Origin of the sequence: Pontibacter sp. SGAir0037 (genome assembly GCF_005491705.1) — a bacterium.
Lineage (GTDB): Bacteria > Bacteroidota > Bacteroidia > Cytophagales > Hymenobacteraceae > Pontibacter.
This window is the reverse complement of the sequence record NZ_CP028092.1, coordinates 2,600,577-2,622,532: the sequence shown is the minus strand read 5'-3', so window position 1 is coordinate 2,622,532 and position 21,956 is coordinate 2,600,577. Positions and strand designations below refer to the sequence as shown.

The 21,956-nt window shown below is 45.7% G+C and carries 12 protein-coding genes; 7 read left to right on the top strand and 5 right to left on the bottom strand.

All coding sequences use genetic code 11. From position 1 onward, the window contains the following. The first annotated feature begins 175 nt into the window (after positions 1–175). Positions 176–2,398 carry a bifunctional alpha,alpha-trehalose-phosphate synthase (UDP-forming)/trehalose-phosphatase gene (locus C1N53_RS10660; RefSeq protein ID WP_137759293.1) on the top strand — a complete coding sequence of 741 codons (2,223 nt, stop codon included), beginning with the start codon at positions 176–178 and terminating at the stop codon, positions 2,396–2,398. A gap of 146 nt (positions 2,399–2,544) precedes the next feature. Here the strand turns inward: C1N53_RS10660 and C1N53_RS10655 are convergent, their stop codons facing one another. The 5 genes from C1N53_RS10655 to C1N53_RS10635 form a co-directional block, all read right to left on the bottom strand. Further along, complete coding sequence (locus tag C1N53_RS10655; protein WP_137759292.1) at positions 2,545–3,102, bottom strand: GNAT family N-acetyltransferase; 558 nt, start codon at positions 3,100–3,102, stop codon at positions 2,545–2,547. Positions 3,103–3,129: 27 nt separating this feature from the next. Continuing rightward, positions 3,130–3,396 (bottom strand): exodeoxyribonuclease VII small subunit, encoded by a 267-nt coding sequence (gene xseB / locus C1N53_RS10650; RefSeq protein ID WP_137759291.1) that lies wholly within the window; start codon positions 3,394–3,396, stop codon positions 3,130–3,132. Further along, positions 3,386–4,951: an exodeoxyribonuclease VII large subunit gene (gene xseA, locus C1N53_RS10645; protein ID WP_137759290.1), complete on the bottom strand. Its 1,566-nt coding sequence runs from the start codon at positions 4,949–4,951 to the stop codon at positions 3,386–3,388. The genes xseB and xseA overlap by 11 nt, the downstream gene beginning before the upstream one ends. 143 nt (positions 4,952–5,094) lie before the next feature. Further along, positions 5,095–5,544, bottom strand: coding sequence for a 6-carboxytetrahydropterin synthase (locus C1N53_RS10640; protein ID WP_206077639.1), 450 nt, complete (start codon positions 5,542–5,544; stop codon positions 5,095–5,097). Next, complete coding sequence (locus C1N53_RS10635; RefSeq protein ID WP_137759289.1) at positions 5,541–7,355, bottom strand: hypothetical protein; 1,815 nt, start codon at positions 7,353–7,355, stop codon at positions 5,541–5,543. Before C1N53_RS10635 ends, C1N53_RS10640 begins: the two co-directional genes overlap by 4 nt. A gap of 334 nt (positions 7,356–7,689) precedes the next feature. Here C1N53_RS10635 and C1N53_RS10630 point away from each other — a divergent pair, with 334 nt between their 5' ends. The 6 genes from C1N53_RS10630 to C1N53_RS10605 all read left to right on the top strand — a co-directional run bounded on the left by C1N53_RS10630 (position 7,690) and on the right by C1N53_RS10605 (position 21,956). Next, positions 7,690–8,679: a hypothetical protein gene (locus tag C1N53_RS10630; RefSeq protein WP_240773457.1), complete on the top strand. Its 990-nt coding sequence runs from the start codon at positions 7,690–7,692 to the stop codon at positions 8,677–8,679. Between the two features lie 975 nt (positions 8,680–9,654). Beyond that, positions 9,655–12,552, top strand: coding sequence for a S9 family peptidase (locus C1N53_RS10625; protein WP_137759288.1), 2,898 nt, complete (start codon positions 9,655–9,657; stop codon positions 12,550–12,552). A 92-nt stretch (positions 12,553–12,644) separates the two neighbouring features. Further along, on the top strand, positions 12,645–15,071 hold the full coding sequence (locus tag C1N53_RS10620) for a prolyl oligopeptidase family serine peptidase (RefSeq protein ID WP_137759287.1): 2,427 nt from the start codon (positions 12,645–12,647) through the stop codon (positions 15,069–15,071). Between the two features lie 650 nt (positions 15,072–15,721). Further along, positions 15,722–18,859: a TonB-dependent receptor gene (locus C1N53_RS10615; RefSeq protein ID WP_137759286.1), complete on the top strand. Its 3,138-nt coding sequence runs from the start codon at positions 15,722–15,724 to the stop codon at positions 18,857–18,859. Positions 18,860–18,869: 10 nt separating this feature from the next. Further along, a complete protein-coding gene (locus tag C1N53_RS10610) occupies positions 18,870–20,339 on the top strand; it encodes a RagB/SusD family nutrient uptake outer membrane protein (RefSeq protein WP_137759285.1) in 1,470 nt (489 codons plus the stop codon). Between the two features lie 270 nt (positions 20,340–20,609). Further along, a complete protein-coding gene (locus C1N53_RS10605; RefSeq protein WP_137759284.1) occupies positions 20,610–21,956 on the top strand; it encodes a M20/M25/M40 family metallo-hydrolase in 1,347 nt (448 codons plus the stop codon).

The following is a 21,956-nucleotide window of genomic DNA, read 5'->3' as shown; positions in this document are numbered from 1 at the left end:
TTAATTATAGTAAAATTGCTATATATATAAAACGTGTGAAGCAAGTCTTACGTATTATAATTAAAATTTAAGAGTGCAATTTTTATTGTTAAAAATAAATATAACCCCAATAAGCATTGCTGAAGCACCCACAGTACTGCTTTAAGGTGCCTTTAGCAAAACATTAAAATAACAGATGGCGAAACTGATCATTGTATCAAACAGATTACCCGTAAAGCTCCAGGAAAAGGACAACGAACTTCAGTACAAAACAAGTGAGGGTGGTCTGGCAACGGGCTTAGGTTCTATCTACAAACAGGACGACAACCTTTGGATTGGTTGGCCGGGCATGGTTGTAGAAGATAAGGGGAAGCAGGCCAGGATCATAAAAGATCTTGAACAGGAGAATATGTACCCTGTTTTTTTAACTGAAACCGAAATAAAGGAGTTTTACGAGGGCTTCAGTAACGAAACTTTGTGGCCTACCTTCCACTACTTTAGTCAGTATGCCGTTTATGATCAGCAGCTTTGGGAAACATATGTTTCTGTAAATCAAAAATATTGCGAAGAAATTATACAACAGGCCGGGCCTGAAGATACCATCTGGGTGCACGATTATCAGCTGCTGTTATTGCCCTCTATGCTCCGGGAACGGTTGCCAAATTGTACCATAGGCTTCTTTCAGCATATTCCTTTCCCTTCTTACGAGGTGTTCCGCTTACTGCCATGGCGCAAAGAAATACTGGAAGGTATGCTTGGTGCCGACCTGGTAGGCTTCCATACCTACGATGATATGCGCCACTTCCTAAGCTCTGTTAACAGGCTGGTAGGCCATGGCGGTATGCATGGCTGGATAAACACAGGGGCACGTTCGCTTTTAGTAGATTCCTTCCCAATGGGAATTGACTACGATAAGTATTCTTCTATAGCGGATACAGAGGAGGTAAAGAGAAGAGAAACAATTTACCGCAGCAACCTTACCGCCGAGAAGATCGTGCTGTCTATCGACCGCCTGGATTACTCTAAAGGTATACCGCAGCGCCTCGAAGCCTTTGAACTGTTTTTAGAAAAGTACCCGGAGTTTCATCAGAAAGTAACCCTTGTGATGCTGGTGGTGCCTTCGCGTGATGAGGTGGAGAAATACAAAGAGCTGAAAGAGGAGGTGGATGAACTGGTAGGCCGTATCAACGGTAAATACAGCCATATCAACTGGAACCCGATTCAGTATTTCTATCGCTCTTATCCGCTGGAAACTTTGTCTGCCCTGTACCGCATGGCCGACATTGCTCTGGTAACGCCTATGCGCGATGGGATGAACCTCGTTTGCAAAGAGTATGTGGCGAGTAAGCTGGATCAGAAAGGGGTGCTTATTTTAAGTGAAATGGCCGGTGCTTCTAAAGAGCTGTCGGAAGCCATGCTGATAAACCCGAATGATATTAACCAGTTGGTGGAAGCCCTGCGTCAGGCGTTAACCATGCCGGAAGAACAGCAGAAGCTTTCTATGAGCCACATGCAGGACTCGCTTAAGCGTTACAACATCCATCATTGGGTAAGCATGTTCATGGACAGGCTCTCTTATGTAAAGATCAAGCAAATGTCTATGGCTACCAGCTATTTGGACGAAGCTACTTTCCACGAGCTGCGTGATTCTTACGATACTGCCAGCACCAGGCTCTTCTTCCTGGAATATGATGGTGCCCTGGTTGACTTTAAGTCGAAGCCGCTGATGGCCAGACCTGACGAAGAACTGATGGCCCTGCTGGAGAAGCTGAGCAGTAACCCACGAAACAAAGTAGTGGTGGTAAGCAGCCGCGACAAAGACAATATGCAGGATTGGCTGGGCCACCTGAAGATAGATATTATTGCCGAGCATGGTGTTTGGGTAAAACAAAGCGATACCGGCTGGCAAACCATGCTAAGCCTGATGGACGACTGGAAGCGGGATATCCGCCTGATTATGGACCTTTATGTGGATCGTACGCCTGGTTCGTTTATCGAGGAGAAAGACTATGCGCTGGTATGGCATTATCGCAGGGTAGAGACTGGTTTAGGTGAACTGCGGGCACGTGAGCTGGTGAGCCACTTAAACTTCCTGGCATCTAACAGTAACCTGCAGGTGCTGGACGGCCAGATGGCGGTGGAGATTAAGGCAAATGAAATTAACAAAGGAAGGGCTACTTCACGCTGGCTGAACATGTACCCGCACGATTTTGTGTTGGCTATCGGCGACGACTGGGGTGATGAAGAAATCTTTAAATCTATGCCGCGCGAAGCTTATACCGTAAAAATCGGGAATGCCTACTCTGTGGCAAAATACCACCTCGATACCTGCAGCGAAGCCCGCAAACTGCTCGGTCGCCTGGTGCAGAAGAAGAAAGAAGGAAAGCAGGAAGAAATGGAAAGTGAAAACCTGCACTAAGCTTTGCTAAACCAGAAATTAGAAATTATGGATTAGAATTTGAAAAATTCTTAATGTTCCTGTAAGGTAGTTGTCAGAATATATTACGTTGATGTAGCAAGGTAAAAATTTGACAGAGGAGTATTTTTAATTCATAATTTCTAATTTTAACTCTGTGAGTAATACTTTTCATATACTTGCTCCCGTATGAGAGAGGCTAGTTGTGGTAGTTCGGTTACTGCAGGCACAGCAGGTTTCGACATAAGCAGCATAAGTACTGCTTTTTCGCCTCTTCGATAAGGAGGTTGCGCATAATTAAACTCAGAGTGTAGGCGAAAGCCCAGGCGTTTGTAAAAGGCGATTCGCTTTTCAGATGCTTCATCCTCCGGTTTTTCTACTTCCAGTATACATACTTGCTGGTTATGTTTCAATAGCCATTCCATTGCCTGTTGCCCTATACCTCTGCCGCGCATACCAGAAACAATTGCCAGATGCTCCAGGTACAGTATATCTTCCCATTTCCAATGCACTATCAATCCTACTATGTTGCCCTTAAGTATGACTGCATGTAAGTACATAGCCGGCTCCTGCAGAAGCTCCAGCAGCACCCCAAAATCGCGTCGCTCCGAGGCAGGAAAAGCAGTCTCGTATAATTGTTTCAGGACAGCCGCTTTTTCAAAATCCTTCGAAACTATACGGCGAAATTGTATGGGTTCAGGTGCCATAGGTGGACTGGCAGTAATAAAGTAGCTTTAAAACAGTTTGCCTGTGGCAGCACCCTTCTCTTCCGGAGCCCTGGAGCCAGGTGCCTCGCAATTTTCTTCATTAAAAACCTGATTGATGGCATTCTCGGCATTGCGAAGCTTTTCTTTGCACAGCTTAATAAGCTGCGAAGAGCGCTGCACTTTCTGGGTAAGTTCATCCACATCTACCGAGTCGTTTTCTATGGCTCGTAGTATTTCCTCCAGCTCCTGCGTTGCCTCCCGGTAAGTCATGCTTTGTATATCTTTATTTGTCATCTTCGTCTTTGTTTACCACTATACTATGAACAGTTCCATTCTGCATACGTGTTTCCATTACGTCGCCCTCTTTCACCTGTCCTATACTTTTAATTATTTTACCATTGATCAGGGTTAATGTATAGCCTCTGAGCAGCAGCTTCTCCGGATCGTTTGCCTTTATGCTGATGTCCAGGAGGCGGATCTTATGATTCTCGTTCTGTAATTTTTCTTTTGCGCTATACTTCATTTTCTCGCTGATACGGGCATGCTGAAGCTGTGCCTGTTTCAGCTTATCCTTTGCTTCTGTTTCTACACAATGCACCAGGTGGTTCAGCTCATGTTCTTTCAGGTGCAGGAAGCGCTGGCTTTTCCCTTCCACGCATACGGCTAATTCACTTAAATGCTTTTCCCGTTCATACAGCAGGTCTTTGGTATCAGCCCGCAGTGTTTGTTCCCAGATCGTCACCTGGTTTCGCTGGCTGTCGAGGTAGGTCTTGGGCTTTACAAGCAGTGCCCGCGACAGTTGCTCTAGCTTCTCTTTACCAACCGATAAGAGGTTCTGCGTGAGGTTAGAAACCTGGAGGCTTTTACGTTCCAGCCGGTCGGAGTTTACCCGCACCAGCTGCGATGATAACATGTAAATACTATCCGCCATGTTTTCGACCTGTTCTTCAGCCTCCCGCAGTCTTTCTACCAGGAAATTGGCAACAGCAGTCGGGGTTTTTAGCCGTGTATGCGCCACCAGGTCTGCTATACTTTCGTCGCGTTCGTGGCCTATACCCGTTAATACCGGAATAGGAGAGTGGCTGATAGCAGCCGCAATGGTATAATCATCAAAGCAGCTGAGGTCAGTCTGAGATCCACCGCCACGGATCAGGATACAGGCGTCAAACCTGCCAGCATGGTGGGCAACCTGGGTAAAAGCCTTTTTCACAGATGCCGGGGCATCGTTGCCCTGTACGGTGGCCGGAAAAAGCGTGGTGCTATAGGTATAGCCGTAGGCATTGTGCTGTAGCTGGTGAATAAAGTCCTGGTACCCTGCTGCCGTAGCCGATGAAATGATTGCCAGCCTTTGCGGTACAGGTGTGAGCTCCAGCTCTTTATTGGCAGTGAGTAATCCTTCTGCCTCCAGCCTTTTCAGGGTTTCCTGCCGTTGCCTTGCCAGGTCTCCGATGGTATAGTTCGGGTCGATGTTCAAGATATCGAGGCTCATGCCATACAACTCATGAAACCTCACCTTGGCCTGGAACAGGATCTTAAGACCTGCCTTCAGTTGCTGTCCTGTTTTCTCTTCGAAATGGCGGCTTACCATTTGAAACCGGGCACTCCAGATGGTAGCCCGCGCCTGTGCCTGTAGCTGTCCGCGCGGATCATCGCCTTTATCTACGAGCGAAAGGTAGCAGTGCCCTTTGCGTTTATCAGGCGAAACCTGTGATATTTCTGCAATTACCCAGTAGCTTTCCGGAAACGACAACTCCAGTTCTTCCCTGATCTGCTGGTGCAGCTCAAAGAGCGAAAGCGGCGACTGAAAATCTGTGTCGGTGCTGGGTTGCCTGAACAAAAACTGAGACATGGGCCTGGAAAATGAATTGGACCCACAAGATAATGCTTTTTCAGCAGAAGGCTATAAGCCAAAGCCTTACTTTCTGTTGGAGCACCGGTACTTTTGCAGCTACAGGCAGGTAGTTAAGTTACTATCGTACAATCGTGGTGGCATTAATTATCCGACGCGTGCCATTCAGCAAAGGAGTTCTCCGTTTCCCAGAGGGTAAGGCTGTGCAGCACTATACCTGGTGGCAGTTGCTGTTTTAGCCTTTCCTTGAAATCGAGCAGCATGTTCTCGCATGTTGGCTGGTAGGGGAGCAGCAGCAGTTTCTGATGCAGCTTTTGCAGGGCAGTCAGTAAGCCAGCAGGTGTGTCGCGGCGCAGTAAAAGCGCATGGTCAACCTGCTCTATAAGTTCCCGCTGCACCAGTTTTTTCAGGCCGCCGAAATCCATGACCATGCCGTATTTCGGATCTGCTTCGTCTTGCAACGGAGTACCTAATACCGTTACACGTAGCTTATACGAATGCCCGTGAATATGGCGGCAGGCGCCGTCGTAGTGCAACAGGGCGTGTGCCGCCTCAAAAGTAAAGAGGCGGGTGAGCCTGATCTTTCCTATCATAAAACTGCAAGGCTGTTGTAGTTGGCTTCCAGAAGCTTGTCCTCTGCTTCTAAAAGCTCGTCCAGCATAATGACTTGTCGCTCCAGTTCGTTCGGGAAAAGGGAGGGGAGTAGGTTTTTATAGTAGGTAATACCTTCCTGCAGGTTCTGCCAGAAACTCTGCAGGTATTTTTGCTGCTTCTCACTGTACTCCCCGGCCAGTTCCTCCTTCTTTTTCACCCAGTAGTCGATGTACATATTCAGCTCATTCAGGAACATGTGCGGGCGGTACGTCTGGTTCAGGGCATTAAAGCGGCCATAGATATGATCTGCCATTTCCTGGAGTTTAAACACCCTGGAGAAGAAGGCAAGGTTAGGGCCCGGGCAAATGGCAACAGATTTAGCCATTGCTTTGCGGCCAATGTTATACAGCAGCAGCGCAGAGTTAGCCAGGCCTTCGCACAAGCATTCCTTCGCCAGTACCTTCGCCTTTTCGGCCTGCCATACGTGCTCAGGTAGTTGTTGTGCAAGCAATTGCTGCAGCTTTTTGCGCTGGTACTGGCGGGAAGCGGTGCAGATCGGTTCTTTGGTAAACTCTGTATTAGATACCAGGTGTTTCTTTACACAAGGGCTCCCTGGTTTGTCTTTTTCAATCCTGTAGTTTTTCATTTCCTCGCTGGAGCTTCCCCGTAAAGCGTTAAAGGGAACTCCCAGGGGAGATATGGGGCTCAGGTATAAATCGGTTGCCTGTGCGTGCACCAGCTTTTCCAAAGTAGGCGCATCGACGGTGGTCGCTTCCGGCACCAGCAAAAAAGGAGTACCCCAGCCTGTTGCATCAAGCTTGTAGTGTTCGAGCAGGAAGTTGTGTTCGTTCGCAGTGCCGATACCACCCTGTACAGTAATACGCAATCCCGGAACCTGCAACGGCACATGCAGTCCTTTGGCCGCCAGCGCCGACGCGTAAAGCGAGTAAAGCTCCGATTCCAGGGCTTCACGATTTTGTTTAAATTCTTCGAGGATAGGGCCCAGCAGGTAGCCATCGGTCGCAAAAGCATGTCCGCCACAGTTCAAACCTGATTCAATCCTGAATTCTGATACCCACAGGCCTTTCTTCGCCAGAATTTTACCCTGCACCAGGGCAGAGCGGTAATCGCTTACCTTAATCGTTATCTTTTTGTCAAAACAGCCTTTCTCATTTAAAGAGAAGCAGGCAAACTGGTCGAGGTAGCTATAGAGGCGCATATTCATGCCAGCTGAGAAAACAACAGAAGATTTTACGGTACTGTTGGCAAACCCCCGCAGTGCTGACTGGGCATCAGAAAATTCCTGGGGCAAAAGCTCTCCATCCGGACTATAGTTGGCCCTGTCGAGCTTGGTCATGATATTTACATCGATGCTACCCGGAACAATAGCTTGCCGTAACTCCTGCTGCTGCTGTTGTTTTTGCTGCGGATCTGTGGTCTGTAGCATCTGCAGGTAATGCGATCTGAGCCGGGAAGTATCCGGAAGCAGTTCGAAGAATTTTGTGATTTCCGATGCCGGTGTAAACTCTTCTTGGCGCAAGGTTTCCAGCTGCACTTCCACAATTTCATCAACCAGGTTCAGGTAAGCTGTAATTCTCCTGGCCCTGTAATCTTCTTCTTTTGCGGAGATGGGTGCATACGCCTTCTGGTATTGCAGGCTATAATGTGCCCGCATCTGTTCCAGTAAGGTATCATCGCTGAGCGATAGGACAGATGAAATGCCAAACCGTGCTACTTTAAGAGGCGAGTCAATAGAGAATGAAAGACCCATAACGGGAATATGAAAGGTATGAAGTGATGGCTGTTGCATGCGCATGAAAAATAGTGTCAACTAAAATAAAACTCAGAACAGGTGGGGCAGGCCGTGAAAGAGGAGCAGATGAGAATTCTTCCTCCCTAAGTAGCTGTTACACCTGGGTATCTAATTTTTGACAAGGTAGGGGAGATGCACCTGGGGCAAAATGAGCAGCGTCAGGAAACAGAATGACATAGATCATTGCCTATATATGGATTTCTTGTACAGCGTAGGGCTCACTTTAATAATAAGAAAAGCGTTTCGTAAAGGGAACTGTAAAGTGGAGGAGGGGATGCCTGTACTTGGCAACAGAGCTTTTGCTATCTTTGCCTCAAAATTGAAAAGATAAATGCCTGACTATACTTTATATGATCCGTTTGAAAAGATGCAGTTTTCTGATGCACACTGCTTTTTGTGTGGTACCAGTATAACGGCTGCCGAACGGACACCGGTTTTTGGAGAATGGCTCCAGAATAAATTTACCTTACAGCAAAAAGAGCTGCTGTTGCTGGATAAGAGCGTTACAACATTTGGAGAGTTAACTATTCCGTGCTGCGACCATTGCCACTTAAACCATGTGGTGCCCCTTGAGCAGGAAGTGCAGGCAGCCGCTGAAAAGGGCGTGGAAGGCCTGAAGACGCTGGAAGGACAGAGGCTTTTCCAGTGGATTGGCAAGATGTACTACGGAAGTCTTGTAACGGAGCTGATTAAGGAAATGGACCCGTTGATAAAGCCGGAGTATGCGGTAAGTGAGAACCCGAAAATGCTCGGTAAGTTCCGGGAGTTTTTTAAAGTGCTGCAATCGTTGCGGGTGCCAATGCTGTTTTCAGATTTTCTGCCCTGCTCTCTTTTTGTGCTGGAGGTGAGCCCGGCGGAAGATGAGCTGCCTTTTGAGTACCAGGATGAGCTTTCGACGATGGCGTTTAGTATTAAGGTAGGCAATGTAGCAGTTGTATGTACTCTGCTGGATAACGGTATTATAGGCAAAGCGCTTCACCGCCTCTATAAGCTTACCGAAAATCAGCCACTGCATCCGGTGCAGCTGGCAGAGTTTAAAGCCCGGGCTTTTTACGCTGCTTATATTTTTAATGTGGTGCCCGAGTATTTTGTGCGTCCTGCTAAGCCGGAAGATGCACAGGTGATCCTTGATACCCTGATCGACGATGTGACCAACGAGATTTTCAATCCTTTTGAGCCTGTTGCCTATGCCCATATGCTGGAAGAAATGCTAAAACCATGGGATATCCGGGAAAAAGAAATTCTGGCAGAACCGGGCAAGCCGATCAGCTACCTGGTGGATGATGAGGGAAGATTTAAACCAATTGTTCATTTTAAATAACATCCGGAGTTTTGCCTGTTACAAGCACGATATAAGCAGGTAAATCATTATAGTATCATACCCTTGGCTTCTACTTTTTCATGCGCTACGCCGAAAGAATAGAAGCCAGTTTTTTGAATGATAGGATATAGACAGGTTTGTGCAGAGAAATATAGGGTGTGTTTGTTTCAGAATGTTTTCCTGATTTTTAGGTATTTATGTAGGTAAGATGCAGGTGGATAATTCGTTGTATATTTTTTTTAGTTTTGTTTTGCCATTTCATACTTAACTTGGTGCGTGTCTGATTTTGCATTTTCTGGTGATGTAGTTCATTGTTAAGGGGCTATCAGCAGGCTTGTTGGTGAATAAGAAGCAGAAAATCAGTACTACCGTTTGCCTTGCTGGAGAGGCATACATTTTACTTCCTGCCACAAAATATAGGTTTTTAATATCCCTTCGTTTTCTGAATTTTTTGCTTGTTGTACAATTTGTGACAACAAGGAATGAGAATTGTAAAATACAATCATTTGTATAAAAGTGATTGATTACTTTCGTTTCAATAAAAATTGAGTAATTTTACTCTTTTGTTAATTTTAATTGTTTATTTTTAATAATTTATTAATTTTAATTTGCTTTATTGAAATTAATGTTTTATTATTGATAAGGATTAAATGCAGATACAAAATTAATAGATAGTATTCTTTTAATTTCTCTGACATTCCTACACCTCCACTGACATACAATTATATAGTGTTGTACTTGCTTAATTTATAATAATTAAAGTTCGAGTAATATAGCTGAACCAGCGAAGGCCTGGGTAATAAGATGTTTAAACATCTGCTTATAAAATAGCAACAGTAGTACATTAATACGCACAGAAGTTCATCTGAAGAGGTAACGAGCTGACTTAGCACGACGTGTTACAGGCCTTGTTGCTTTATAGGTATGCTTCTTTGATATAAAATTGACAACTGATCTAACCTAAAGCTTTATTTGATGAAAAAACTTTTATTAGCGACAGCATTTTGTGGAGTATATATGCAGGCCAGCTACGCTCAGCAAAGTGGGAAAAAACCTCTTACACATGAGGTGTATGATAGTTGGAAGGAAGTGGAGGGCACCAGTATTTCAAATAATGGGGAATACATTCTTTACCACATAAATCCTCAGGAAGGAGATGGAGAACTTCTGATACGGAACAATGCAAGCCGGACTTCTGTGCAGTTTGCTCGTGCTACAAAAGCGGTATTTTCCAACGATAGCCGTTTCGTAGTATTTCAGATAAAGCCAGCATACAATAAAGTGCGGCAGCTGAAACTAAAGAAAGCCAAAGCAGAGGATCTTCCTAAAGACTCTTTGGCTATTGTTAATCTTCAAAGCAAGGCCATAACAAAGGTGCCGCGGGTAAAATCGTTTGTTTTGCCGAAAGCAGGCAATAACTTGTTAGCCTATCAACTGGAGAAACCGGTATCAACTGCGAAAGCAAGTTCTAAAAAGACAGAAAGTGAGCCTGTTTCTTCTCCAATGCCTGTTACACGTACTGCCGGGCGGGTAAATAATAGACCTGGTGGGGCATTCGTAGCTGGCAATAATAAAAAAGAAGCTTCAGAACTGGTGTTGTTAAACCTGCTGTCAGGGCAGGAGCAACGTTTTAAAAATGTATCAGCGTACAGCTTTTCTGAGAAAGGCAATATGCTCTATTATGTGCGTGAGAAGCAGGATTCCTTACATCAGGCCGGCGTTTTCGCCTTCAATACAGCCTCCCTCAAAGAAATTCCCATTGATACGGGGCGTGTTTCCTACCAGAGTTTGGGTATCGATAAAGCAGGGGAACAGCTAGCCTTTCTGGCCACACAGGATAGTTTAGGTACAGAGATCCGTTATTTTAGTTTACACCTGTGGAGCAGTGGTTCCAATAAAACCATAACAGTAGCTGATACGGCGTCGCAGGGGATGCCTGCCAACTGGATGGTGAGCGAAAACAGTAACCTGCACTTTTCTGAAAACGGAAAACGCCTTTTCTTTGGCACCGTGCCACGCCCGAAGCACTACGAGAAAGATACTACCCAACTGGAGGAAGATAAGGTTAGCTTGGATATCTGGACCTATAAAGACCCTTTAATTCAGCCGATGCAGCAAAAGCAGCAGAGCCGGGATATGAGAAGATCTTTTGTGGCTATGTATGATGTAAAGGGAAAACGTATACAGCAGCTGGCAACCCTTGAGGTACCCGATGTATATTTTGATGCTTACCACCAGGCAGACGTGGCATTGGGAGTAAGCGATGAAGAATATAAAGTTTCGATTGGTTATGATACACCAACCCGCAAAGATGCCTATTTAATTGACCTGAAAAGCGGCAAATACAAAGAGGTTCTGAAAGGTGTCCGGGGCATACCCCAGCTGTCTCCCTTGGGGCAGTACCTGTATTGGTATGAGCCATCGGATAGCAGCTGGCATGCCATGTCTACAAAAAGCGGGGCTGATGTAAACCTTACCAGGAGAATCGGCCTACCTTTTTACGATGAAGATAATGATGTGCCTTCGCTGCCAGGTAGTTATGGAGTAGCTGGCTGGGCCGAAAAAGATAGCTACCTGCTGGTTTATGATCGCTTTGATATCTGGCAGCTTGACCCTGCAGGGAAAAAAGCAGCAGTTAATCTTACGGATGGCTACGGGCGTAGCAACAGCCTTCGCCTGCGGTATGAGCAGCTCGATGAGGAGGAAAAGTTTATTGGCGCTCAGGCAGCCCTGTACTTGTCTGCATTTAATTTGAAGGACAAATCGGGTGGCTTTTACCGCGATTACCTGAATAAGACGGTGATGCCTGAGAAACTGCTGCTATCACCACACGGCTATACTAATCTTGCTAAAGCAAAAAACAGCGATCGTTTTACTTTCAGAAGAGGCTCTTTTCAGGAGTACAATGATCTTTATGCTGCCACAGGCCCCACTTTTGCCACTGCCGAAAAAATAAGTAACGCCAATCCTCAGATAGCCGATTACCTATGGGGAACGGTAGAACTGGTGAACTGGCGTTCTTCTGATGGAACTGACCTGGAAGGCTTGCTTTACAAGCCTGAAAACTTCGATCCCGGGAAAAAATACCCTATGCTGGTGTATTTCTATGAGCGATCTTCCCATGGCCTATATACGCACCGGGTGCCTTCCCCAAGCCGTTCTACCATTAACATACCTTATTTTGTCAGCAACGATTACCTCGTGTTTGTGCCGGATATTGTTTACAAAGACGGATATCCGGGAGAGAGTGCGATGGATTGTGTTGTGCCCGGTGTTATGAGCTTAGTGGATAAGGGGTTTGTGGATGAGAAGAATATGGCGCTTCAGGGCCAGAGTTGGGGCGGTTACCAGATTGCCTACATGATTACACGAACAAACTTGTTTAAAGCGGCTATGGCTGGTGCTCCTGTTTCTAACATGACAAGCGCTTACGGCGGCATACGGTGGAGTACAGGTATGAGCCGCCAGTTTCAGTATGAACGCACCCAGAGCCGTATAGGAGGCACGCTCTGGGAAAAGCCACTGCAGTTTATTGAGAATTCGCCCCTGTTTTTTGCAGACAGGGTAGAGACGCCACTGCTGATCATGCACAACGACCAGGATGGCGCGGTGCCCTGGTATCAGGGGATTGAGTACTTTATGGCGCTGCGCCGTCTAAAGAAACCAGTCTGGATGCTGGTTTATAATGGAGAAGATCATAACCTCGTGCAGCGCAAAAACAGAAAAGATCTTTCGGTGCGTATTACCCAATACTTCGATTATTACCTTAAAGGCAAACCTGCTCCCAAATGGATGCAGGGAGTTCCTTCCATTTTAAAAGGAAAAGAATATGGGTTTGAACTAATAGAAACTGCTGCCGAAGAGCAGGATTAATACCCTGTCTGGTGGTCGCCTTTTACCTGGAATCCTTTTGATATAAATCTAAAACAACTTAAAAGATGGGACTACATTACTGCATTTATAATATGAAAACGTACTGCCTCGGGCTGCTTTTGTTTGGAGGACTTCAAGCTTCAGTGTCGGCGCAAAGCAGTACGACTTACCAGTTGCCACCAAAAAGCATTGTTGACCTGGTAGATGCCCCAAGCAGCCCAACGGTTCGGTTTAATAAGGATGGAAGCCTGATGCTGCTGTTGCAGGCCCCGGGTTATGCCTCTATAGAGCAGGTGGCGCAACCTGTTATCGGGCTTGCTGGCATCAAGCTTAATCCAGCTAATAATTCTACCGAAGCCGAGGTATCAGGCGTTTACAATACAATTCTTATAAAGGAGACCAGAACCGGAAAAGAACTTTCGCTTAGCGGTCTTCCGCAAGCTCCCATGATTACCAACGTTACCTGGAGCCCGGATGGCAGCTATTTTGCTTTCAGTAACAAGACAAATAAAGGTGTTGAACTGTGGCTGGCGGATACAAAGGCCTTAAAAGCAGTACAGTTAACCGACCGCTACTTAAATGATGCGTTTGGTAAAACCATTCAATGGCATCCGGACGGCAAACGTATTCTGGCACAGTTTGTAAAAGCAGGCAGAGGAGATAAGCCTGTAGAAAACATCGTTCCGACAGGTCCGGTTATACAGGAAAACCTAGGCGTTATAACACCTTCCAGAACCTATCAGAACCTGTTGCAAAATGCCTATGATGAACAACTGATGGAGTATTACCTGACTTCAGAATTACAGTTGGTTTCAGTGGACGGGCAAATGACAAAGGTAGGTGCTCCGGCCATTTATCGAAGCGCTGCTTACTCTCCGGATGGAAAGTACCTGATGGTGCAGACAGTACAGAAGCCTTACTCTTACCTGGTGCCCATTTATTACTTCCCCTATACCACTTCTATTCTAGATGCAAAAGGAAGTATGCTAAAAGAGCTGCATACGGCACCGCTGGCAGATAATCTTCCCACTGCGTTTGATGCTGTAATAGCCGGACCTCGTAACCATGAATGGCGTGGCGATGCACCATCGACAGTTGTATGGGCGGAGGCACAGGATAATGGCAATCCAGCCATGGAAGTAGCCGTACGTGATGCCATATTTACACTTGGCGCACCATTCAGCGGTACTCCGAAAAAACTGTTCGCCATGCCACTGCGCTACAGAAGGGTAGAGTGGGGAAATAAAGACTATGCCATTGTAGAAGAAGGGTGGAGAAAGAACCGTAAAGTGGTTATGACATTGATAAATCCGGAAAACGGTAAGGTTGTTAAACAGATAGCAAACAGGTCGTCAGAAGATACGTATACCGATCCCGGAAATTTTATTCATGCAAAAGACGAAACACTTTTATTTGATAAAGCCTCCCAGCCAACTGTATTTACAGAGGGCACTGGTGCCTCTCCTCAGGGAGATCGTCCTTTTGTTTTAAAGTGGAACCTGGTATCTGGCAAACAGGATACATTATTTAAGTCAAAAGCTCCCTTTTATGAAGAGCCGATTTTCTTTAACAACACGGGCCTTGTATACATTTCAAGAGAATCAACCGAAGATACCCCGAATATTTTTGCTGTAAATATCAAAAGCAGGAAAGCTCAGGCGCTGACAAACTTTCCGGATCCTTACCCGGAGCTGAAGGGGGTGCAGAAATCGTTGCTGGCCTATCCCAGAAAGGACGGTGTACAATTAACTGCAACACTTTATTTGCCTAAAGATTTCAAGAAAGGTGATGCACCATTGCCAGTACTGATATGGGCGTATCCGAGGGAGTATAAAACACTTGCAGCTGCCGGACAAGTAAAAGGATCTCCGCATCGCTTTACCAGGTTGGCTTTCCGGTCTCCGGTGTTCTGGGTAACCCGTGGATATGCGGTACTGGATCAGGCAGATATGCCGATTGTAGGCGAAGGAAAAGAGGAACCTAATGATACCTTCTTAAAACAAATCGAAGATAATGCAACCGCGCTAATAGACTATATAGTAGATATGGGCGTGGCAGATAGAGAGCGCATTGCAGTAGGAGGGCATTCTTATGGCGCTTTTATGACGGCCAACTTACTTGCCCATACCAATCTGTTTGCTGCGGGTATAGCCAGAAGCGGTGCGTATAACAGAACCCTGACTCCCTTCGGGTTTCAGGCTGAACCGCGTACTTACTGGCAGGCAATGGATGTTTACAACAAGATGTCTCCCTTTAACTATGCCGACAAAATAAAGACACCTTTGCTGATGACACACGGCATCGATGATGATAATTCAGGCACTTTTCCGATACAAAGTGAGCGCTTGTACAGTGCCATTAAAGGGCATGGTGGTACAGTGCGATTGGTGATGCTGCCAAAAGAATTTCATGGTTACAGAAGCCGGGAATCTGTGCTGCATACCTTCTGGGAACAGGACAGGTGGCTGGAGACTTATGTGAAAAACAGGAAATCCCTTACATCCAGCAAAAGCGAATAGGTAGATAACCTCATAATGCCTGCATGATAGGTGTTATGAGGTTTTGCAAAAATTATGTTTATAGGTAATTATACTATTAGGGTCTTCAGTCTTAATTTCTGCCTCTTTACACTTCAAATTGTAATTATGCTTATGTATGGAGTTTGTTCTTTGAAAAATACATATTTCAGGTGGATAGTTATCCTTAGGTATATATTTTAATGAGTGGAATAATGTAAAATATAAGTGTGTGCTTACTTTAAGTAGTTTGAAGGTTTGTTTTTAAATGTTTAATAATTTATCTTTTTTTAAATAATTTGTTAAATAAATTCTCGTTTGTTTGCCTTTATTTTAAATTATTCCTATTATTGTAAAGCACTGAATAAAATATTTAAGTGTGATGCAGATCTGATAAACTCAATATTGCGCAATTTTGTTTCAGGCCCCTATCGCTATACCCAGCCTTTATACCTTTTTAAAATTAAATTTTTAAAGCGGTTTATCTGAGGTTGCCAGGTATAGTAACCATGCTTTAAAGCTATCCTCTACGTGCTGGTTCAAAACCAGAAATGCATCATTCGTTGGTGTAGTGACTTGCTATTGCCTTTTGCCGGCTTAATGAAGCTGCAAGGCATGTTACATAAGTTCTTTTTCACTATAAACAAAACCACATGAGAAGACTATTACTAAGTTTTACGCTATTGCTTGTACTTGTACACCAGGTAACAGCACAGCGTACAAGCATATCGGGTAAGGTAACAGATAAGGAGACAGGACAGGGCTTGCCAGGAGTGTCTGTTATTGTAAAAGGAACAGCAGTGGGCGCTGCCACTGGTTTGGATGGCAGCTATACTATAAATGTGCCAACTAGTGGTTCGATACTTGAATTCCGCTTTATTGGTTACCAAGCTGTAGAACGCACCATTGGTAACGAGAGCATTATTAATGTGACGCTCGGCAGTGATCAGCAGATGCTGGAAGAGGTAGTGGTGGTGGCCTATGGTACAGCCAATAAAAGTTCTTTTACGGGTTCAGCTGTGCAGCTCGGGAGCCAGGAATTTGAAAAAAGGCCGGTTACTAATATAACTAATGCCTTATCGGGTAAGGCAGCGGGGGTACAGACCACCTCCGGAAGCGGACAGCCTGGTGAAGGACCTACAGTTCGGATCAGGGGAATTGGCTCCATCAACGGGAATAACGACCCGCTCTATGTAGTTGATGGTGTTCCGTATTCAGGCTCTATCGCCAATCTAAGTGTTGATGATATTGAAACCATATCAGTGCTGAAAGATGCGGCTTCGGCTTCAATTTACGGTGCAAGGGCTGCTAACGGTGTGGTGATTATTACCACTAAAACAGGTAGGAATGGCCGTAACCAGCTGAGCGTTAAACTCTCGCAGGGGGTGTCGAACAGAGCCATTCAGGAATACGATAGATTAGATGCTTTTCAGTACTATCCGCTTATGTGGGAAGCATATCGAAACAGCCTGGCTTACCGTTCATCGAATCCACAAACATTAGAGCAGGCAAATGTCAATGCCTCCAACGGAATCAAAGGTTTACTTGGCTATAATCCTTTTAACGTGCCCAACAACCAGATTGTGCTAACGGATGGTACTATCAATCCCAATGCGCAATTGCTTTACCCGGATGACTTGGACTGGGAAGCTCCCATTACACGCACAGGCTCCCGCGCCGACTATAACATTAACTACAGTGGAGGTAACGAGAAGTCAGATTATTTTGTATCGCTTGGTTACCTGAACGACAAAGGTTTTGCTATCAGAACAGATTATGAACGTGTTACAGGGCGTGTAAATGTTAATACCAGACCAGTAGACTGGTTCAAGGGAGGACTGAATATTGCAGGCACTGTTACAAACTCAAATCAGGTGGCTACGACTGGTAGTACCACATTTGTCAATCCCTTTTTCCTTAGCCGCACCATGGGGCCTATTTATCCAGTCTATGCACACGATCCTGTTACGGGAGCATATATTCTAGATGAAAAAGGTGAGCGAATATTTGATTTAGGAAGCATGAGCGATTTGGGGCTTCCCACACGCGCTAACAGTCCGGGAAGGCATATAGTGGCAGAAACCTTAATGAATGACTATGGCTTTAAGCGTAACGTATTAAGTGCGAGAACATCTGGTGAGATTTCTTTTTTAAAGAACTTCAAGTTTACCACAAATATCAGCGTTGATATAACTAATAATAACAACAAAACTTATCAGAATACCTTAGTAGGAGATGGTGCTCCGGCCGGAAGGGCAAGCCGTACCAGTGCCAACACAACCAGCTATAACTTTAACCAGCTGCTCAACTATTCTAAAACATTTGGTAATCATACCTTAGACCTCTTGATGGGGCACGAAAATTATGACTGGACCTACGATTACTTTACCGGTTCCCGCCAGGGCATTATTTCCGAAGGCAATACAGAGCTGATCAATTTTACAACGACCAACAACATAGAGTCGCGCCAGGACAAGTACAGAACAGAAGGATTCTTCTCCAGGGTGAACTACAGCTTTGAGGATAAGTATTCCCTTTCAGCCTCTTACCGCCGCGATGGCACTTCCCGCTTCTACAGAGATGTACGTTGGGGCGACTTCTGGTCGGTGGGTGCTGCCTGGCGCCTTGATCAGGAAACGGCCATTCATCTGCCAGACTGGGTGGGAATGTTAAAATTAAGAGGTTCGTACGGAGAGGTTGGAAACGATGATGTAGGCGATTATTATGCTTGGCAGGCATTATACGAGCTAGGGTATAATAATGCCAGTGAGCCGGGCTATCTGCAGAGCACGCTGGGTAATCAGGAACTGGTGTGGGAGTCGAATAACAGTTTTGACGTAGGTGTGGATTTTAACTTGTTTAACAGGCTGAGCGGTAGCGTAGAGTATTTTAACAGGCAATCTGAAAACCTTCTTTTTGAAGTGCCGCTTCCAATTTCGAGCGGCATTATGACCAGGTTCGAAAATGTAGGAGCTATGTATAACAGAGGCGTTGAGGTGCAGTTAACTGCTGATCTTGTCAGAGGGGCAGGATTTGGCTGGAATGTAGATTTTAACTGGACATCCTACAAGAACAGGATTACAAAGTTGCCTCAGGATGAAATTATAAATGATACCAAGAAGCTAATGGTTGGGCAGTCTATCTATGATTTCTGGCTACGCGATTGGTATGGCGTTGACCCGGCAACAGGTGCTGCACTTTATCGGGCAGATTCCTACAACGAGAGCAACAGCATGATCATCGGCAATGATACGGTTACAACAAACATCAACAATGCCAGGTACCAATACAGCGGCAGTGCTATACCTAAGTTCTCGGGAGGTATCACCAACACGTTTTCGTATAAGAACCTATCACTTTCTGCCCTGATAACCTACCAGGTGGGTGGTAAAGTATACGATGCCGCCTATGCAGCCCTTATGAGTTCAGGGACCTACGGCACGGCTTTACATGTGGATGCCCTGAACCGCTGGCAAAAGCCTGGTGATATAACCAATGTGCCGCGTATGGATAATTCTCAAACAAGCAATTTTAATGGCTCAAATTCAGATCGATGGCTGATTGATGGCTCGCACCTGAACATCAGATCTGTAAATTTATCCTACAGCCTTCCTTCCAGCCTGGCATCCCGGCTGCAGCTTCAGAATGCGGTTATATACCTTACCGGAGAGAATCTGGCGCTTATCAGCAGGCGCAAGGGGCTGAATGTTACGCAGGCCTACACGGGAGTTACTTCCAATTACTACTCAGCTGCACGTGTCCTTACACTCGGATTGAATTTAACCCTTTAAGCTTAAGAACATGAGAAAGATATTATATACACCACTGGTTGCTTTTCTGCTTATCGTTACTGCCTGCGACAAAGATTACCTGGAGGTAGAACCTACCGATAATGTATCTTCACAATCTGTTTTTACCACAACGACCAATGCCTGGGCTGCCTTAAACGGCATACATAGGAATATGCTTGTACGGCAGGACGACCAGAGTGAATTTGGAGAGGGTGGGGTGAAGGTGAATTTTGATATCCTGGGGGAAGACCTGGCCTTTGCATCGGCATCTAACAGCTGGCACCTGGGCACTTATAGGTGGAACGATCATCGTAACATGAATAGCAGCGTGTCGCAGTACGTTTGGGAATTCTATTACAGGATGATTGGTAATGCCAACATGATTATTAATAACATAGACGGAGCCGATGGACCCGATGCCGATAAGAATGCTATAAAAGGACAGGCGCTGGTTTACAGGGCATGGTCGCATTATCAGCTGGTGCAGGTGTATGGTAAAAGGTATAATGCCGGTGCTGCAAATAACCAGTTAGGTGTACCTATTATGCTAGTGAATACAATAGAGGGGCAACCACGCGCAACAGTTGAGGAGGTGTATACGCAGGTGAATGCCGATCTGGATGAGGCAATGGCGCTGTTGTCGGAGTATGAAAGAACATACAAATCGCATTTTAATGTAAGTGTGGTAAAGGGCCTGAAAGCACGTGTTGCCCTTACGATGCAACGCTGGGCTGAGGCTGCAGAGTATGCCTCTGAGGTGATAGAGGAATCTGGAGCTACGTTAATGAGCCGGACACAATATACTGAAGGGTTTAATAATATAGATAACCCGGAGTGGTTGTGGGGAAGTAAGCAGATCGGAGATCAGCAAACCTACTTTGCTTCGTTTTTTGCCTATATGTCGGCTAATTTCAACTCCACAAACATTCGGGTTAACCCAAAGCTCATAAATTCTGCTTTGTATAACCAGATTCCAGAAACAGATATACGCTCTGAAATGTGGGATGCCACAGGTGCATCAATACCTGCACCGCCAAATGGTACCAAAGCGCCCTATGCAACTAAAAAGTTCCTGGCTGAGAGTGCTGCCATTAGCGTTGGAGATGTGCCGCACATGCGCCTGGCTGAGATGTACCTGGTTAAAGCAGAGGCACAGGCCCGCCTGGGACAGGACGATGCTGCCGCCGAAACACTCTTTACCCTGGTTTCTAACAGAGACCCGGAATATGTTAAGTCGGGTAATACCGGGCAAGATCTTTTGAATGAGATTCTGTTTCAGCGCCGGATTGAATTGTGGGGGGAAGGGTTCCGGTTCCTGGACCTGAAGCGCACCAACAGCCCGCTTAACCGAACCGGAGCTAACCACAATACGGCCTATGCTGTTGTAATGACGGTTGAGCCCGGCCAAGTGGACTGGGAGTTTCTGATTCCGCAGGGAGAGATGAACGCAAATTCTAAAATGGAGCAAAATCCACTTTAAGTGCCGCTCTTATCGAGTTGCCTGAATAACTGTGGCTTTGAGTTTGAAAGGTGCATGCCTGCAAAAAGTACTGATAATGTTATCAGGTTTTTATCTATAATAAATTAGGAAATTAAACAGTACCAACCGACTATGAAGCTACACTTAAAGTCGGTTGGTATTACCTTTTACAAGAATTATATTTAGCTTACAGACATCTGAATTATTTTTTCTCAGAGCATATTTACAGCTGATTCACTTATAATTAAAACTACCTACTCAAACTAATTTATGTCTAATTCTACCAGATTAATATTACTTGGCTTGCTGCCAGTTACAGTAGCCTTTGGTAATGTTTCGCAAAGTTTTGCCCAATCTGCAACGGCACCCAAAGCGGTTGCAGTGGATAAGAAGTATGAGAATGAAATAAAAACGCTGGCAAAAAACACGGCTGTAAAAAGTGCTTTTGCTGCTATTCTGGACCTGGAGCCACAGACCCTGCAAGACCATATCCTGTTGACCGAAATTCCGGCACCACCTTTTAAGGAAGAAGTACGGGGGAAAAAATATGCAGAAATGTTAAAGGCTGCCGGTGCCGATTCGGTGTGGGTGGATGCAGCAGGTAATGTGATTGGGAAACGGGAGGGAAAATCAGGAAAGAAAACAGTAGTGCTGGAGGCGCATCTGGATACAGTTTTTCCGGAAGGTACCGATGTGCAGGTAAAGCAGAAAGGCGACACGCTGTATGCGCCAGGCATCGGAGATGATACCAGGGGGCTGGCTATGGTGCTGTCGGTGTTAAAAGCAATGGAAAAAACAGGCATGGAAACAGAAGCCGATGTGCTCTTTATTGGTACTGTTGGCGAAGAGGGGCAGGGCGACCTGCGGGGGGTGAAACAACTCTTTTCTGAAACAGGACCGAAGATAGATGCTTATATTGCGGTAGATGGCTTGGGAATGAGCGGCATCTCTAACAGAGGCTTGGGTTCGCACCGTTACCGTATCACGTTTAAAGGACCTGGCGGTCATTCTTCTGGTGCTTTCGGGCTTGCCAATCCTCACAATGCTTTGGGGCGTGCCATTCATTATTTTTCCGTTGATGCTGATAAATTTACTAAAGAGGGCATCCGGGCTACTTACAATGTGGGCGTGATCGGAGGCGGTACCTCTGTCAATTCTATTCCGTTTGAATCGTGGATGGAAGTTGATATGCGCTCAGAAAGTCCTGAAAGAGTGGAAGGCCTTGACAAGCTGTTACAGGCTGCCGTACAACGTGCCCTGAAAGAAGAGAACCAGATGAAGCGGCGCGGAACAGACCTGGAAGTAGATGTAAAACTGATAGGAGACCGTCCGGCAGGAGGTATTGACCCTGGCCATACTTTAGTGCAGCATGCTATGGCTGCCACGCAGTTTATGGGAGCAGAACCTATGTTAAGAGTCGGTTCTACCAATTCTAATATTCCTTTTTCAAAGGGTGTTCCGGCTGTAACCATAGGTAGCGGCGGAACGGGTGGTGGTGCTCATGCCCTGGATGAGTGGTGGATAAACGATAAAGGTTATCTGGCTGCACAAAGGGCGTTACTTCTGCTGTTGTCTGAAGCAGGTATTGCCAAAGGAAGCAAAGTAGCAGCAAAATAG

Bases quoted from the DNA above. Each gene is read 5' to 3' on its own strand.
- C1N53_RS10620 (WP_137759287.1), top strand. From the start codon at position 12,645: ATGAAAACGTACTGCCTCGGGCTGCTTTTGTTTGGAGGACTTCAAGCT.
- xseA (WP_137759290.1), bottom strand. From the start codon at position 4,951: ATGTCTCAGTTTTTGTTCAGGCAACCCAGCACCGACACAGATTTTCAG.
- C1N53_RS10640 (WP_206077639.1), bottom strand. From the start codon at position 5,544: ATGATAGGAAAGATCAGGCTCACCCGCCTCTTTACTTTTGAGGCGGCA.
- C1N53_RS10630 (WP_240773457.1), top strand. From the start codon at position 7,690: ATGCCTGACTATACTTTATATGATCCGTTTGAAAAGATGCAGTTTTCT.
- C1N53_RS10655 (WP_137759292.1), bottom strand. From the start codon at position 3,102: ATGGCACCTGAACCCATACAATTTCGCCGTATAGTTTCGAAGGATTTT.
- C1N53_RS10635 (WP_137759289.1), bottom strand. From the start codon at position 7,355: ATGCAACAGCCATCACTTCATACCTTTCATATTCCCGTTATGGGTCTT.
- C1N53_RS10610 (WP_137759285.1), top strand. From the start codon at position 18,870: ATGAGAAAGATATTATATACACCACTGGTTGCTTTTCTGCTTATCGTT.
- C1N53_RS10605 (WP_137759284.1), top strand. From the start codon at position 20,610: ATGTCTAATTCTACCAGATTAATATTACTTGGCTTGCTGCCAGTTACA.
- xseB (WP_137759291.1), bottom strand. From the start codon at position 3,396: ATGACAAATAAAGATATACAAAGCATGACTTACCGGGAGGCAACGCAG.
- C1N53_RS10625 (WP_137759288.1), top strand. From the start codon at position 9,655: ATGAAAAAACTTTTATTAGCGACAGCATTTTGTGGAGTATATATGCAG.
- C1N53_RS10615 (WP_137759286.1), top strand. From the start codon at position 15,722: ATGAGAAGACTATTACTAAGTTTTACGCTATTGCTTGTACTTGTACAC.
- C1N53_RS10660 (WP_137759293.1), top strand. From the start codon at position 176: ATGGCGAAACTGATCATTGTATCAAACAGATTACCCGTAAAGCTCCAG.